Origin of the sequence: Vibrio proteolyticus NBRC 13287, from assembly GCF_000467125.1 — a bacterium.
Classification (GTDB): domain Bacteria; phylum Pseudomonadota; class Gammaproteobacteria; order Enterobacterales; family Vibrionaceae; genus Vibrio; species Vibrio proteolyticus.
Map to the genome: position 1 here is coordinate 72,980 of NZ_BATJ01000021.1, position 14,512 is coordinate 87,491.

At 51.1% G+C, this 14,512-nt stretch carries 16 protein-coding genes and 1 other RNA gene; 13 read left to right on the forward strand and 4 right to left on the reverse strand.

The window, feature by feature from the left end:
• The first annotated feature begins 85 nt into the window (after positions 1–85).
• The 8 genes from zapE to sspB all read left to right on the forward strand — a co-directional run bounded on the left by zapE (position 86) and on the right by sspB (position 6,409).
• Positions 86–1,189 carry a cell division protein ZapE gene (gene zapE / locus VPR01S_RS18745; protein ID WP_021706947.1) on the forward strand — a complete coding sequence of 368 codons (1,104 nt, stop codon included), beginning with the start codon at positions 86–88 and terminating at the stop codon, positions 1,187–1,189.
• Positions 1,190–1,420: 231 nt separating this feature from the next.
• Positions 1,421–1,849, forward strand: coding sequence for a 50S ribosomal protein L13 (rplM, locus tag VPR01S_RS18750; RefSeq protein WP_021706948.1), 429 nt, complete (start codon positions 1,421–1,423; stop codon positions 1,847–1,849).
• Between the two features lie 15 nt (positions 1,850–1,864).
• Positions 1,865–2,257 (forward strand): 30S ribosomal protein S9, encoded by a 393-nt coding sequence (gene rpsI / locus VPR01S_RS18755; protein WP_021706949.1) that lies wholly within the window; start codon positions 1,865–1,867, stop codon positions 2,255–2,257.
• A gap of 329 nt (positions 2,258–2,586) precedes the next feature.
• Entirely contained in the window at positions 2,587–3,180 is a 594-nt protein-coding gene (gene petA / locus VPR01S_RS18760) for a ubiquinol-cytochrome c reductase iron-sulfur subunit (RefSeq protein WP_040903124.1), read from the forward strand.
• Entirely contained in the window at positions 3,180–4,445 is a 1,266-nt protein-coding gene (locus tag VPR01S_RS18765) for a cytochrome b (protein WP_021706951.1), read from the forward strand. The genes petA and VPR01S_RS18765 overlap by 1 nt, the downstream gene beginning before the upstream one ends.
• Positions 4,442–5,179, forward strand: coding sequence for a cytochrome c1 (locus VPR01S_RS18770; protein WP_021706952.1), 738 nt, complete (start codon positions 4,442–4,444; stop codon positions 5,177–5,179). The genes VPR01S_RS18765 and VPR01S_RS18770 overlap by 4 nt, the downstream gene beginning before the upstream one ends.
• 97 nt (positions 5,180–5,276) lie before the next feature.
• Positions 5,277–5,912: a stringent starvation protein SspA gene (sspA, locus tag VPR01S_RS18775; protein ID WP_021706953.1), complete on the forward strand. Its 636-nt coding sequence runs from the start codon at positions 5,277–5,279 to the stop codon at positions 5,910–5,912.
• Positions 5,913–5,920: 8 nt separating this feature from the next.
• Complete coding sequence (gene sspB / locus VPR01S_RS18780; RefSeq protein ID WP_021706954.1) at positions 5,921–6,409, forward strand: ClpXP protease specificity-enhancing factor; 489 nt, start codon at positions 5,921–5,923, stop codon at positions 6,407–6,409.
• Positions 6,410–6,456: 47 nt separating this feature from the next.
• On the opposite strand, the gene VPR01S_RS18785 is transcribed toward sspB, so the two are convergent.
• Genes VPR01S_RS18785 through VPR01S_RS18800 form a run of 4 tightly spaced genes read right to left on the reverse strand, consistent with a single transcriptional unit; the run spans position 6,457 to position 9,864 of the window.
• A complete protein-coding gene (locus tag VPR01S_RS18785; RefSeq protein ID WP_040903127.1) occupies positions 6,457–7,026 on the reverse strand; it encodes a BON domain-containing protein in 570 nt (189 codons plus the stop codon).
• A gap of 2 nt (positions 7,027–7,028) precedes the next feature.
• Complete coding sequence (locus VPR01S_RS18790) at positions 7,029–7,619, reverse strand: phosphoheptose isomerase (protein WP_021706956.1); 591 nt, start codon at positions 7,617–7,619, stop codon at positions 7,029–7,031.
• Between the two features lie 3 nt (positions 7,620–7,622).
• Positions 7,623–7,991 carry a YraN family protein gene (locus tag VPR01S_RS18795; protein WP_156008755.1) on the reverse strand — a complete coding sequence of 123 codons (369 nt, stop codon included), beginning with the start codon at positions 7,989–7,991 and terminating at the stop codon, positions 7,623–7,625.
• Complete coding sequence (locus VPR01S_RS18800; RefSeq protein WP_081693210.1) at positions 7,966–9,864, reverse strand: penicillin-binding protein activator; 1,899 nt, start codon at positions 9,862–9,864, stop codon at positions 7,966–7,968. Before VPR01S_RS18800 ends, VPR01S_RS18795 begins: the two co-directional genes overlap by 26 nt.
• 67 nt (positions 9,865–9,931) lie before the next feature.
• Here VPR01S_RS18800 and rsmI point away from each other — a divergent pair, with 67 nt between their 5' ends.
• The 5 genes from rsmI to VPR01S_RS18820 all read left to right on the forward strand — a co-directional run bounded on the left by rsmI (position 9,932) and on the right by VPR01S_RS18820 (position 14,510).
• Positions 9,932–10,795, forward strand: a complete 864-nt coding sequence (gene rsmI, locus VPR01S_RS18805; protein ID WP_021706959.1) for a 16S rRNA (cytidine(1402)-2'-O)-methyltransferase — start codon at positions 9,932–9,934, stop codon at positions 10,793–10,795.
• A 120-nt stretch (positions 10,796–10,915) separates the two neighbouring features.
• Positions 10,916–11,308, forward strand: an RNA gene (gene rnpB / locus VPR01S_RS22035) — RNase P RNA component class A.
• 189 nt (positions 11,309–11,497) lie between these two features.
• On the forward strand, positions 11,498–12,448 hold the full coding sequence (rsmH, locus tag VPR01S_RS18810) for a 16S rRNA (cytosine(1402)-N(4))-methyltransferase RsmH (protein WP_021706961.1): 951 nt from the start codon (positions 11,498–11,500) through the stop codon (positions 12,446–12,448).
• Between the two features lie 5 nt (positions 12,449–12,453).
• The gene (gene ftsL / locus VPR01S_RS18815; protein ID WP_021706962.1) at positions 12,454–12,771 is read left to right on the forward strand and encodes a cell division protein FtsL; all 318 of its coding nucleotides are present in this window, start codon (positions 12,454–12,456) and stop codon (positions 12,769–12,771) included.
• On the forward strand, positions 12,768–14,510 hold the full coding sequence (locus VPR01S_RS18820; protein WP_021706963.1) for a penicillin-binding transpeptidase domain-containing protein: 1,743 nt from the start codon (positions 12,768–12,770) through the stop codon (positions 14,508–14,510). Before ftsL ends, VPR01S_RS18820 begins: the two co-directional genes overlap by 4 nt.
• Positions 14,511–14,512 lie beyond the last annotated feature (2 nt).

A 14,512-nucleotide genomic window follows, 5' to 3' on the forward strand; every position in this document is an offset into this window, starting at 1 on the left:
TGTTCAAATCACATGGTACTATGAGTCCCAGATTGGATAAAGCAAAATGCGTGTGCTCCGATTAGAAGTTTGAATGGAAAGGTGTATGACTCCCAAGCAGCGATACGAGAACGATCTTTTAACTCCTGGCTTTCAACACGATGCCGCTCAGCAACAAGCTGTCGACGCCCTAGATAGCCTTTATCATCAGATTCTCGAGCATGTGAACCAGCCACCAGCGACGCGATCGTTATGGCAGCGTTTGTCCGGTAAAAAGGCAAGTCAGGCGGAGGCGCCGAAAGGGCTGTATTTCTGGGGTGGAGTGGGGCGCGGTAAAACCTATCTGATGGACGCGTTTTATGACGCCTTACCTATCCAGAAAAAAATGCGCGTCCATTTTCACCGTTTCATGTACCGGGTGCATGATGAACTGGCGGCCCTGGCCGAGGTGAGCGATCCGCTTGAGTGTGTCGCTGATAAGTTTAAGTTGGAAGCGGACGTCATTTGTTTTGATGAGTTTTTTGTTTCAGATATTACCGATGCCATGATACTGGGCACTCTGTTTCAGGCTCTGTTCAGACGCGGGGTGATTTTGGTCGCGACGTCGAACATTCCGCCACATGATCTGTACCGCAATGGCTTACAGCGTGCGCGTTTTCTGCCGGCGATTGAATTGATCGAAACGCATTGCCACATCCTGAATGTCGACAGTGGCGTCGACTATCGGCTACGTACGCTGGAGCAGGCGGAGATTTACCACTTTCCAATTGATGACGCCGCCCGCAGTAATCTGATGCGTTATTTCCGTCAATTGGTCGGTGAAGACAAAGCTTACCAACAGAAGATTGACATCAATCATCGTCAATTGGAGGTTGTCGCCAGTTGTGACGGGGTGCTTCAGGCGACGTTTGCCCAGCTGTGCGAAACCGCCCGTAGCCAAAATGACTATATTGAACTCTCCAAACTGTATCACACGGTATTGCTGTCAGACGTGAAACAAATGGGGCGCAATATTGACGATGCGGCGCGACGTTTTATTGCTCTGGTGGACGAGTTTTACGAGCGACACGTTAAACTGATTATTTCGGCAGAAGTTGCCTTAGAAGCCCTGTATACACAAGGGCATCTGGAGTTTGAATTCAAACGTTGTCAGTCACGCCTGATTGAAATGCAGAGTCACGAATACCTAGCTCGGGAGCATTTAGGTTAAAGGCTGTCTGCGATTTTTAGACAACGAAGAAAAAATTCGTGATTTTGTTCAAAAAGAGGTGATTTTTTCTTCGCTCTTCTCTATAATCCTGCGACCCACCGTTACTGCAGACTCAATTTTTCCAAGTTGGGTCGAGAGTGCCACCCACTCGAAGGGGTGATGACTGGGCTCTTAGTCAGTGGGAGCTAAGGCTCCTTAAGTGTAAATTTAAATTAACGGGTTATTATTAGCATGAAAACTTTCGTTGCTAAACCAGAAACTGTAAAACGCGACTGGTACGTTGTAGACGCTGAGGGTAAAACTCTAGGTCGTCTAGCAAGTGAAATTGCATCTCGCCTACGTGGCAAACACAAAGCTGAATACACTCCTCACGTTGACACTGGTGATTACATCATCGTTATCAACGCTGAGAAAGTTGCTGTAACAGGCAACAAAGCTAAAAACAAAGTGTACTACCGTCACTCTGAGTTCCCAGGCGGCCTAAAATCAATCACTTTTGAAAAGCTGATCGATCGTAAGCCTGAGATGGCTCTTGAACTAGCGGTTAAAGGCATGCTTCCACGTGGTCCTCTTGGCCGTGCTATGTACCGTAAGCTGAAAGTTTACGCTGGCGCTGAGCACAACCATGCTGCTCAACAACCACAAGTACTGGACATCTAATCGGGGATTTCGGAAATGGCAGAGAATCAATACTACGGCACTGGCCGTCGCAAAAGCTCAGCTGCACGTGTTTTCATCAAACCAGGCAGCGGCAACATCGTAATCAACAAGCGTAGCCTTGATGAGTACTTCGGTCGTCCAACTTCTCGCATGGTTGTTAAACAACCTCTTGAGCTAGTTGAAATGACTGAGAAACTGGACCTATACGTTACTGTTAAAGGTGGCGGTATTTCAGGTCAAGCAGGTGCTATCCGTCACGGTATCACTCGCGCTCTGATGGAATACGATGAGTCTCTACGTCCTGCTCTACGTGCCGCTGGTTACGTTACTCGTGACGCTCGTCGCGTTGAACGTAAGAAAGTGGGTCTGCGTAAAGCACGTCGTCGTCCACAATTCTCTAAGCGTTAATCTCTTTTTACGAAAAGAGAACGCTCCGATTTTTATATCGGATTGTGGGTCAAAAGCCTGGCATTTTTGCCAGGCTTTTTTGTTTTTTGCTCGAAGAAAATCCTCTCCCGAACGGCCGTTTATTCTGCTTTGTTTCACTTATCTCCCTTTTGTGACCTCACAAGCGATTTACTTCACAAATGTTACAAAAAGGTAGCTTTATCTTGTCAAAAAGTAGGGTTTTATTTATCATTTCCCATCAAATAAATACAACGAAAATCGTATTTTGTTAGCCATGCTCTGTCATCGGAATAACGATAATCCATAAGGAGCAAATGGGAGAATGTTGGATGAGCAATGCGCCTTTAAATAACGGTCGCAGACGTTTCTTGACGGCAACAACGGCGGTTGTTGGTGGTCTTGGAGCAGCTGCTGTCGCCGTTCCTTTTATTAAGTCCTGGAACCCGAGTGCCAAAGCGAAAGCTGCCGGTGCCCCAGTTGAAGTTGATGTCAGCAAACTGGAAGAAGGGCAGATGGTTCGTGTCGAGTGGCGTGGTAAGCCTGTATGGGTGGTTCGACGTGCACAGTCTATCGTTGACGGCCTGAAGGTCATCGACGGTCAATTACGTGATCCTTCTTCAGAAGAAGCACAGCAACCGGATTACGCTCAGAATGAGTACCGTTCGATCAAACCCGAGTATTTCATCGCGGTTGGTATCTGTACTCACCTGGGGTGTTCGCCTACCTATTTACCAGACAGTTTCAGCGAACAGGTTCAGGGTGTGAAGTCAGGTTTCTTCTGTCCGTGTCACGGTTCGAAGTTTGATATGGCTGGCCGAGTCTTCCAGGGGGTGCCCGCGCCGCTGAACTTGGTGGTGCCTAAGCACATGTACCTGAGTGATACCAAAATCATTATCGGTATTGATGAAACTGGGGAGGCATAATGCAAGCTCTACTTGATTGGGTAGAAAAACGCATACCCGCAATGAATGCGTACAAGAAACACCTTTCTGAGTATCCAATGCCGAAGAACTTCAACTTCTGGTACTTGTTTGGCTCACTGGCAATGCTTGTCCTGGTAAACCAGATCCTAACGGGTATCTGGTTGACTATGAACTATGTTCCGTCCGGCGACGGCGCGTTTGCTTCTATCGAATACATCATGCGTGATGTGGAATACGGCTGGCTGCTGCGTTACATGCACTCCACTGGCGCATCGGCGTTCTTTATTGTGGTGTATCTGCACATGTTCCGTGGACTTATCTACGGCTCATACCAGAAGCCGCGTGAGCTGCTGTGGTTGTTCGGTATGCTGATCTTCCTGGTTCTGATGGCAGAAGCCTTTATGGGTTACCTGTTGCCATGGGGGCAGATGTCCTACTGGGGCGCTCAGGTGATCATTTCTCTGTTTGGTGCGATTCCTGTGATCGGTGATGATCTGACACTATGGATTCGTGGCGACTACGTAATCTCCGGCGCGACGCTGAACCGTTTCTTTGCTCTGCATGTAATCGCACTACCGATCGTATTGCTGCTCTTGATCGTGCTGCACGTTCTGGCGCTGCATGAGGTGGGCTCTAACAACCCGGACGGCATCGAAACTAAGCTGCCGAAAGGCTCTATGGGCGACGATTACCAGAGCCAGTTCAAGTTCCACGAGTACTACACTAAGAAATACGACATCATCGATTCGATCCCTTTCCATCCGTACGGTACGGTTAAGGATTTGGTGGGTGTGGCAGGCTTCCTGTTCCTGTTCTGTTATGTCTTGTTCTTTAACCCAGAGATGGGCGGTTACTTCCTTGAGCCACCTAACTTTGAAGCGGCAAACCCGCTGAAAACGCCTGAGCACATTGCACCGGTTTGGTACTTCACACCATTTTACGCGATTCTGCGTGCGGTACCGGACAAGCTGCTGGGCGTTATCGCAATGGGGGCATCCATTGTGGTTCTGTTTGTGCTGCCTTGGTTGGATCGGTGTAAAGTGCGTTCTTACCGTTACCGTAGCAAGCTTCATTTGATCAATATCATTCAGTTCACCATCTGCTTTATCGCGCTGGGTATTCTGGGGGCGCTGCCTGCGACTCCAACATACACACTGCTGGCGCAGATCTTTAGCTTAGGTTACTTCATGTTCTTCGTGCTGCTGTTCTTCTACAGCAAGAATGAAGCGACCAAACCATTACCAGAGAGGGTGAATTTCAAATGAAGAAATGGATTGTAGTTTTATTTGCTTTGCTGCCATCTCTGGCGATGGCTGCTGGTGCGAAGGTGCCGTTGGACCAAGCCAACAACGATCTGACGGATGAGGCATCACTGCAAAACGGTGCCAAACTGTTTATGAACTACTGTTTTGGCTGTCACTCGGCGCAATATCAACGCTATGAGCGTGTTGCGACTGACCTCGGCATTCCGGCTGATCTGATGAAAGAAAACCTGATTTTCAATCCTGAAGCGAAAATTGGTGACTTGATGGAAAATGCCATTCCTGAAGAGTCGGCTGCGAAGTGGTTTGGCGCGCCACCACCAGATTTGACACTGGTGGCCCGCGTGCGTGGTACCGATTGGCTGTATACTTACCTGCGTTCATTTTACGCCGATCCGTCTCGTCCGTTTGGGGTGAATAACATCGTTTTCCCGAGTGTGGGCATGCCTCACGTGTTGGAAGAGCTGCAGGGGATTCCGCAGCCAGTGTTTGAAACCAAAATGGTGGATGGTGAAGAGCATAAAGTCGTGGTTGGTACTAAAACCGACGGAACGGGTGAGCTGCATACCGAAGAGTACGACAGAGCGGTCCGTGATCTGGTGAACTTTCTGGAGTACTCCGGTGACCCGGTCAAGCTCGAGCGTCATGCTCTTGGCTGGTGGGTGATGGGCTTCTTGGTTCTGCTGACCATCGTGGTCGTGTTACTCAAGAAAGAGTATTGGCGCGATGTGCACTAATTGTGCTATCATACCGTGCTAATTTCCGCGTTTTAACGTTTACAATGGAGGCTTAGCCTCCATTGTTTTTATTTAAGTAAGTGTGCTGGAGGGCTCCATGGCTGTAGCTGCCAATAAACGTTCTGTGATGACTCTATTTTCAAGCGCATCTGATATGTATAGCCATCAGGTACGCATTGTACTGGCTGAGAAAGGCGTCAGTGTAGAAGTTGAACTTGTTGATGAAGCAAATCTGCCAGCTGAGCTGATTGAGTTGAATCCATACAAGACAGTGCCAACTCTTGTTGACCGCGAGCTTGCGCTGTACGATTCGAAGATCATCATGGAATACCTGGATGAGCGTTTTCCTCACCCACCACTGATGCCTGTTTACCCGGTTGCCCGCGGTAATAGCCGTCTGATGATCTACCGTATTGAGAAAAACTGGTACTCACTGGCTGAGAAAGTGGTGAAAGGCACTGCGGAAGAATCGGAAGCTGCGCGCAACAAACTGCGCAACGACCTGCTGACTCTGGCGCCGGTTTTCGCTGAATACGAATACTTCATGAGTGAAGAATTCAGCCTGATCGACTGTTACCTGGCTCCGCTGTTGTGGCGTTTGCCTGTACTGGGTATTGAGTTGACAGGTCCGGGTTCAAAAGAACTGAAAGTTTACATGAACCGCGTATTTGAACGTGATTCATTCCTGGCTTCACTGACTGAAGCTGAACGAGAAATGCGCCTGGCTCGCTAACAGAATCGATGGATATTGCCCAAATGACTCCGCGTCGCCCATACATGCTGCGCGCGTTTTATGACTGGTTGGTTGACAACGATCTGACGCCTCACTTAGTGGTGGATGCCACTTTACCTGGGGTTCGGGTTCCGGTTGAGTTTATCCAGGATGGCCAGATCATCCTCAATCTCGCTCCGCGAGCGGTCGGGAATCTGGAACTGGGGAACGAAGTGATTACCTTCAACGCCCGTTTCGGCGGACGTCCTCATTCGGTGATTGTGCCTCTATACGCGGTGCAGGCGATTTATGCCCGCGAAAATGGGGCAGGGACCATGTTTGAGCCTGAGCCAGCTTACGACATCGCTTATGAAGATGAAGCGCTGGAAGAGCTGGCTGAAGAAGCGGAAGCCACAGGTCTGACTGTAGCGACCTCGGCGGAAAACCAGACCACGGACGACGATGATGACGAAGCACCACGTCCCAAAGGACGGCCGAGTTTGAGAGTCGTGAAATAAAAAAAGCAGCGCATTAGCGCTGCTTTTTTATCGACTTCATTTAAGCGTCAGTCGGCGTATTCAAACGCTTTGATGACTTGCTTTACACCAGAGATATTTCGGGCGATGTTGACGGCTTTATCGGCGTGCGCACGTTTGACGTAGCCCAGCAAAAAGACTTCTTTGTCCTCGGTAATGACCTTGATTTTGACGGTAGTCAGCTCGCTGTCAGCCAGTAGCGACGACTTCACTTTGGTGGTGATCCAGCTGTCATGGCTGATTTCGCCAACCGAGAGTGGTGCTTTGATCCGGACTTGATTGTAGATGGTTTTGACGCCCTTGACGTCACGAGCCTGTGCAACGAACTGATCGAGTAACTCCTGGTTACGAGCTTGTCCCATCAGAACCACAGTGCCGTTGTAGGAACTGGCCACAATGCGCACATTGCCAGTGTACGGCGCTTTGTTACCAATACCGGCGACTTCAAACTCAATGTTGTTGTCATTCCAGATCTCCTGCGTTGAACGGGGATCGGTCACAATGTTGGCGGTGGTTGCCGCACCAGCGACAAATAATCCCGCACACCCGGAGGTCGACAGGATAACCGCAGTCAGTAGCAAGGTTTTTAGGCGTTTCATCATTACTCTTCGTGTGTCGGAAACAGAACTTGATCGATAAGATCGCACAAGCAGTGCAACGTCACCATATGGACTTCGTGAATTCTGGCGGTTCTGTGAGATGGAATCCGAATTTCCACATCATTTTCGCCCAGTAACCCGGCCATTTCACCGCCGTCTTTGCCGGTCAAAGCGATGATGGTCATGTCGCGAGTCACTGCCGCTTCCATCGCTTTGATGATGTTCTTACTGTTACCGCTGGTGGATATTGCCAGTAAAATGTCACCCGGCTGACCGAATGCACGTACTTGTTTGGAGAAGATCTCTTCATAATGATAGTCGTTGGCGACCGCCGTGAGCGTGGTATTGTCAGCGGTTAGTGCCATGCCCGGCAGACTGGGACGTTCGGTTTCAAAGCGATTGAGCAGGCAAGAGACAAACTGTTGAGCATTCGAAGAGGAGCCGCCATTGCCGCAACAGAGTATTTTATTGCCGTTGAGCAGGCTGGTGACCATGGCTTGAGCCCCATGGGTAATGGCATCAGGCAGCGCTTCGGCTGCCGCGATTTGAATTTGAATGCTTTCTTTGAAACTGTCTTTAATGCTGTCGAGCATTGATTATCCTTGAACTATTGCGTTTTTTATCCAGTCAGTTTGCTTGCCGTTATCATGAATAGCAACGACGTCAAACCGAAAGTCGGTTGTGTGAACCGAAAGGTTCTGGGTTTGTAGCCAACGGGTTGCTGTCCGTATCAGCTTTTGCATTTTCTGATACGTAACCGTTTCCGCTGCATGACCAAAGTTCTGATGAGTACGGTAGCGTACCTCTACGAAGACGATGGTATCACCGTCACGCATGATCAGATCGATCTCACCCGTTCTGGCGCTAAAGTTTCTCTCAATTAACGACAGACCGCAACCAAGTAAATACTCTTTGGCTGCGGTCTCGTAGTGAGCGCCTTTAGAGCGACGGCTCAAGCTCTTCAGCAGTTTCATCCGGTTCCGCCGTTGGCAACTCGTCCGTGGCGATATCATCGCTGCCGGTCGTCGTTACTGGGGTTGCTTTCCCGTACTCACCCCAACTGATTTCACGCTGAACGACGCACTGTGAGTCGATGCTCAGGATGCCGGTTTGGCCATCCACCGTGTAGCCAGACACCACTTTCATTTGTGGCAGCTCTTCCATCAGAGTATACGCGTCCATGCCCATCGCTTTGAGACGCTTCTCGACGTTGGACTCACGTGGCCACAGCTCAGCCATTTGCTCGGCTGTTTGCGGATCGGGTGAGATCAGCAGTGGAATATCGCTGTAAGCAACACCGGTCAGGTCTTCATATTGTTTACGGCCGTTGTTGCTGCTGGAGTTAGCGAACAGCTTCGGTGGCGCGGTATCCGGGTTGATGGCGACTTCGATAAATGGCTTGATCAGTGTCAGCTCGGAGCTTTTGGCCACAATATACACCGCGTCGATGTCACGACGGCTGCGCGGCTGGGATTCCAGTGAACGGCGCATCAGGGATTGCATCTGAGTGATACGTTGTTGACTGTCTTGCAGGCCAAAAACCGTGTTGATGTTGCGTTGTAGCTGACGTTTATCACCAAATAGGCTGACCGCCACTTTATTCGGGCTGTATTTTCGCCACTCTTTTTCAAACGCTTCTGTTACGCGTTCACCCAAACGACCTTTCGGTGCCAGGAGCAGTGGAAACTGGTAGCCTAGCTCGTGCAGGTGTTTGGCTGCCTGAGCCACTTCCTGTTCAGGGGAAAGCGCCAAATAGCACACGCCCGGGCCATCTTCGAGTTGATCCGGAATGTTCAGCGCCAGTGTTGGGATAGGCGCTGGCAGGCTGCTCTGTTCACGTTGCAGGGCTTCAACGTTTTCTTTGGTTAACGGACCGACGATGAAATCGATGTTTTTCTGCACCAGCGTCTGTTTGATCTGTTCGGCAGAGTTGGTGTTGGTATCGATTACCGTCAGTGAGGCGTTTGGATCGCGGTTAGGATCGTTCATCATTTTCATCATGAATCCATCGCGGATCAGTTGCGCCTGTTTGGCGTATTTGCCGGAAAGCGGCAGCAGCAGTGCGGAATTCACTGGCTTGATAATGTCCAGCGCCAGGATGTTGGTCAGAGATTGAGGTGTGTACTGGGCCGCCGGATGATTCGGGTTTTCTGCCAGCCACTTTTCCAGAGTATTTTTCAACTGAGGAATATCGCTGGTCATGGTTTTCGCGTACACCGCCAGTTGCAGCCAGCCATCGAGTACAGCTTCGTTCGGCGCGGCCGCCAGCTCGGTAATGTCGTCAGTTTTGTACTTGGTCAGGTTGCTCCAGATTTGCTCAGACAACATCGGCTGCTGGCTTGGAATTAAATATGGCGAGGCCAGTGTCAGCTCACGACTGGCATCGAAATATTTTCCCTGACGGGTCAGTAACTCGGCGCGCAACTGATGGTATTCCAGCCACTGCTGATCATCCAGTTGCCAGCTTGGCTGAAAATTCAGCTGTTTCAGCGCTTGTGGGTAACGCTCTTGCGTCACCAACAGTTGCGCACGAGCCAATTGCCATTCGGCCTGCTGGGCGTCGCTGAGCTGCTGCTTTGACAGGCGGTTAACGATCAATTCCGCTTGCTGAGTGTCGCCCGCCTGAATAGCGGCTTTCAGCGCCAGGATTAACCAATCGTTCTGGATGCTGCCTTGTGTACTGTCGGCCTGCATCAGGTAACGCTGGGCGGATTGAGTCGGGGCAGAGGTGATGTCCACGTCCGATGTGGAAGGCGTAGACGAACAAGCTGCCAGTGTAATTGCTAATGCAACAGGAGTGAGTAAGCGTGGTACACTGACTCTCTTGTGGTTTTTCATAGCCATGAGTTCTTTATTTTGCGTGTAAAATTGTTTCTATATTAATCGTTGAAGTGATGGTAAACAAATGACAGATAATAAAACTTTGCCAATGGACGTCCCGACTCTTTATATCGTCCCGACGCCAATTGGTAACCTGGGCGACATCACACACCGCGCACTGAACGTGCTGAACGGAGTGGACCTGATTGCTGCCGAAGACACCCGCCATACAGGGAAGTTACTGTCTCACTTCAATATTCAAACGAAGACCTATGCGCTACATGATCACAATGAACAGCAAAAAGCACAAGTCTTAGTCGAAAAATTGCTCGCCGGGCAATCCATCGCTTTGGTGTCAGACGCCGGCACGCCACTTATTAGTGATCCAGGGTACCATCTGGTATCGCAATGTCGTCAGGCAGGCGTCAAAGTTGTGCCATTACCGGGTGCGTGCGCCGTCATTACTGCGTTAAGTGCCTCAGGATTGCCGTCGGATCGTTTCAGTTTTGAAGGTTTCTTACCGGCGAAGAGCAAAGGGCGTAAAGACAAATTTCTTGAAATTGCCAAAGCGGAGCGCACCTGCATTTTTTATGAATCACCACATCGGATCACGGATTCTCTGCAGGATATGCTGGCGGTCCTCGGCCCGGAGCGTGAGGTGGTGCTGGCCCGTGAGCTGACCAAAACCTTTGAAACCATTCAGGGTATGCCATTGGCTGAACTGGTTGAATGGGTGGCCGCGGATGACAATCAACAGAGGGGTGAGATGGTGCTGCTGGTGCACGGGTTCCGGGCCAGCTCAGACGGCAGTTTGCCGGAAGAAGCGACCCGCACGCTGGCGATTCTGACTCAGGAACTGCCCCTTAAGAAAGCGGCGGCCCTGGCGGCGGAAATCTACAGCGTGAAGAAAAACGCTTTGTATAAGTGGGGCCTGGAACATTTAGGTTAAGTGTCACAAGGGTGAGATTTTGCGCGCTGTTGGTGAAACTTTGCTCGCTTAAGGCGGAAAGTGCCATCCAGGCCGGATCTTCCTAGACACCCGTCACAGAACTCTATACAATCCGCCCTCGGAGTCGACCGGGTAGTCGCTGCTTCATTGATGTCTTCAGCCTAGTGTTGGGGAGACTGATGGAGGGGAGGAAAGTCCGGGCTCCATAGAGCAGGGTGCCAGGTAACGCCTGGGGGGCGCAAGCCTACGACAAGTGCAGCAGAGAGAAGACCGCCGATGGCCCGTAAGGGATCAGGTAAGGGTGAAAGGGTGCGGTAAGAGCGCACCGGACGACTGGCAACAGTTCGTTGCAAGGTAAACTCCACCCGGAGCAAGACCAAATAGGCCTCCACATTGCGTTGCTCGCGTAAGGAGGCGGGTAGGTTGCTTGAGCCAGTGAGCGATTGCTGGCCTAGACGAATGGCTACTGCCGCGCAAGCGGAACAGAACCCGGCTTACAGGTCGACTCCCACTATTCAGACCCATCGTAACTTTTCGGTTATGATGGGTTTTTTGCTTTTTACTGACGAAAATGTTTCTGAAGCCACTAAACTTAGCGCAATATCACGTGATGGCAGCGATAGCAGTGGCGATATAGTACTAAATCAGTACACTTAACCTTTACCTGTTTTCATGGTTCAGCCCAAGCTAGACGAGATAACGATGACCGAATCTTTCCAACATATTTCCGTATTGCTCCACGAATCCATCGAGGGACTGGCGATCAAACCTGACGGCATTTACATCGACGGTACGTTCGGACGTGGTGGCCACAGTCGCACCATCTTGTCTCAGCTCGGGGAAAACGGTCGTTTGTACAGCATTGACCGTGATCCTCAGGCGATCGCGGAAGCGAAAACCATCGATGATCCTCGTTTTACGATTGTGCACGGTCCGTTTTCTGGAATCGCGCACTACGCCAAACAACATGGCTTGGCGGGTAAAGTCGATGGTGTCCTGTTTGACCTGGGGGTATCGTCACCACAACTGGATGACGCCGAACGTGGCTTCAGTTTTATGAAAGACGGACCACTGGATATGCGTATGGATCCAACCTCTGGTATTCCGGTCTCGCAGTGGTTGATGGAAGCGGATTTGGATGACATTACCTGGGTGATCCGTGAATTTGGTGAAGACAAGCACGCGCGCCGCATTGCCAAGGCGATCGTGGCTTACCGTGAAAACGAAGAGAACGAGCCACTGAAACGCACCAGTCAGCTGGCCAAATTGATCTCGGATGCGGCGCCAAAGAGCTTCAAAGAGAAAAAACATCCGGCGACCCGAGCCTTTCAGGCATTTCGTATTTACATCAACAGTGAGCTGGAAGAGATTGATACCGCGCTGAAAGGGGCAGCGGAGATCCTGGCACCGCAAGGGCGTCTGTCGGTGATCAGCTTTCACTCTCTCGAAGACCGTATGGTTAAACGCTTCATTCGTAAAGAGAGCCAAGGCCCCCAAGTTCCACACGGTATTCCGATGACAGAAGCACAGATCCAGGCGTTGGGCAGTGCCAACATGAAAGCCATTGGTAAGGCGATCAAACCGTCCAAACAGGAAATTGAACTCAATCCTCGTTCACGCAGTTCCGTACTGCGCATAGCTGAAAAACTATAACACGCATGAGTAAAGACACGCCTAACCTGGCCAAATTGATTGGAGCGGATCTGCTGACCGTGGGTCGCATCCCGATGTTACTGCTGATATTGATTTTCGCCAGCGCCATGGGCGTTGTGTTTATGACCCACCACACCCGAGAGGCCATTTCAGAAAAAGACGTGGCGCAGGCTGAACGTGAACGACTTGATAACGAGTGGCGTAACCTGTTGCTAGAAGAAACCGCTCTGGCGGAGCACAGCCGGGTGCAGTCTGTGGCCAAAGACGAGCTGGATATGCAACGTCCGGATTCCGAGAAAGAAGTGATCGTGACGCTAAAATGACCAAGAAAAAAGCCAAACCGGCCAAGAAGCCGTCCAATACTCGTAAAGTCCTGGAAGATAAGCCGATTCTGATCCAGTGGCGTTTTTACCTGGTGTTGTTTTTTGTCTTTTTAGCCTTTGCGGTGCTGGTCGTACGCATTGCTTACATACAGGTCATTGAACCGGACAACCTGATCCGCGAAGGCGATTTGCGCTCGGTGCGAGCCAAGACTCTCCATTCCGCCCGTGGGATCATCTCTGATCGAAATGGAGAGCCGCTGGCGGTCAGTGTGCCGGTACAAGCGGTGTGGGCCGACCCGGTAACCATTTTTAAACAAGGCGGGCTGAAAGACATTGAACGCTGGTACGCGCTGGCGGACGTGCTCGGCCTGAAACGTCAGGATCTGATCGATCGGGTCAACGGGAATCAGACACGCCGCTTTATCTACCTGCAGCGTCAGGTCAGTCCGGCGATGGCCAAATACATCCGCGAACTTAAATTGCCGGGTATCGGACTGAAAGCCGAATCCCGGCGTTACTATCCGGCGGGAGAAGTCAGTGCACACTTAGTCGGTGTGACCGGCATTGATGGTCACGGTCTGGAAGGCGTGGAACGTAGCTACGACAAGTGGCTCACGGGTGAGGCGGGCAAACGCATCATCCGGAAAGATCGTTACGGCCGGGTGGTGGAGAACATCTCACTGGAAGAGCGTGAAGAAGGTAAACCGCTCAAGCTGACCATCGATCAGCGCATTCAGGCGATTGCGTACCGGGCGATCAAGCAGGCGGTAGCCGATTATCGTGCGACGTCCGGCTCGGCGGTGATCCTGGACGTGAAAACGGGGGCGGTACTGGCGATGGTGAACGCACCGTCTTATAACCCCAATAATCGCGAAGATCGTCAGCCGTTTAAAATGCGTAACCGCATCATCACAGATGCGATGGAACCGGGCTCGACGGTTAAACCGTTTGTGGTTCTGGCCGCCTTGGAAAACGGGACTGCGAACAAGGATACCGTGATCGATACCGGGTACGGCATTATGCGCATCGGTGGCAGCCGGGTTCGGGATACCTCGAAAGTCGGCAAAGCGGACTTGCGCACCATCTTGAAAAAGTCGAGCAACATCGGGGTGGCGAAGCTGGCGCTGGGGATGCCGCTGGAATCGTTGCTTGGCATGTACAGCTCCATTGGTTTTGGCGAAGTGTCCGGACTGAATCTGGTCGGAGAGACCACCGGTATTTTCCCCAACCGGCGACGTTGGTCACAATTTGAGATCGCTACACTGGCGTTTGGTTACGGTATTTCCATCACGCCGCTGCAACTGGCGCATGCGTATGCCACATTAGGTAATTATGGTAAGTACCAGCCGATCCATATTATTGAGAACAATGATCAGGATTTGTCACGTCAGGTGATGGATCATGACAAAGCCAAGCTGGTGCTAAACATGCTCGAATCGGTGACTCAGCCGGGCGGTACGGCGACCAAAGCTGCCGTGCCGGGCTATCGTGTGGCGGCCAAAACCGGCACCTCGCGCAAAGCTGCGGTGGGTGGTTACAGTGATGAATACGTGGCTCTGACCGCTGGCTTGGCGCCGGTCAGTAATCCTCGGGTTGCCATGGTGGTCGTGGTGAACGAACCGCAAGGCGACCAGTTTTACGGTGGTTCGGTTGCAGGTCCGGTCTTTTCCGAAATCATGAAAGGCACACTGCAAATTCTGAACGTGGCACCGGACGAGAATCGATTTAAAGAAAAATAAGA

Coding starts and splice junctions, on each gene's coding strand:
- zapE (WP_021706947.1), top strand. CDS start 86: ATGACTCCCAAGCAGCGATACGAGAACGATCTTTTAACTCCTGGCTTT.
- rplM (WP_021706948.1), top strand. CDS start 1,421: ATGAAAACTTTCGTTGCTAAACCAGAAACTGTAAAACGCGACTGGTAC.
- rpsI (WP_021706949.1), top strand. CDS start 1,865: ATGGCAGAGAATCAATACTACGGCACTGGCCGTCGCAAAAGCTCAGCT.
- petA (WP_040903124.1), top strand. CDS start 2,587: ATGAGCAATGCGCCTTTAAATAACGGTCGCAGACGTTTCTTGACGGCA.
- VPR01S_RS18765 (WP_021706951.1), top strand. CDS start 3,180: ATGCAAGCTCTACTTGATTGGGTAGAAAAACGCATACCCGCAATGAAT.
- VPR01S_RS18770 (WP_021706952.1), top strand. CDS start 4,442: ATGAAGAAATGGATTGTAGTTTTATTTGCTTTGCTGCCATCTCTGGCG.
- sspA (WP_021706953.1), top strand. CDS start 5,277: ATGGCTGTAGCTGCCAATAAACGTTCTGTGATGACTCTATTTTCAAGC.
- sspB (WP_021706954.1), top strand. CDS start 5,921: ATGGATATTGCCCAAATGACTCCGCGTCGCCCATACATGCTGCGCGCG.
- VPR01S_RS18785 (WP_040903127.1), bottom strand. CDS start 7,026: ATGAAACGCCTAAAAACCTTGCTACTGACTGCGGTTATCCTGTCGACC.
- VPR01S_RS18790 (WP_021706956.1), bottom strand. CDS start 7,619: ATGCTCGACAGCATTAAAGACAGTTTCAAAGAAAGCATTCAAATTCAA.
- VPR01S_RS18800 (WP_081693210.1), bottom strand. CDS start 9,864: ATGAAAAACCACAAGAGAGTCAGTGTACCACGCTTACTCACTCCTGTT.
- rsmI (WP_021706959.1), top strand. CDS start 9,932: ATGACAGATAATAAAACTTTGCCAATGGACGTCCCGACTCTTTATATC.
- rsmH (WP_021706961.1), top strand. CDS start 11,498: ATGACCGAATCTTTCCAACATATTTCCGTATTGCTCCACGAATCCATC.
- ftsL (WP_021706962.1), top strand. CDS start 12,454: ATGAGTAAAGACACGCCTAACCTGGCCAAATTGATTGGAGCGGATCTG.
- VPR01S_RS18820 (WP_021706963.1), top strand. CDS start 12,768: ATGACCAAGAAAAAAGCCAAACCGGCCAAGAAGCCGTCCAATACTCGT.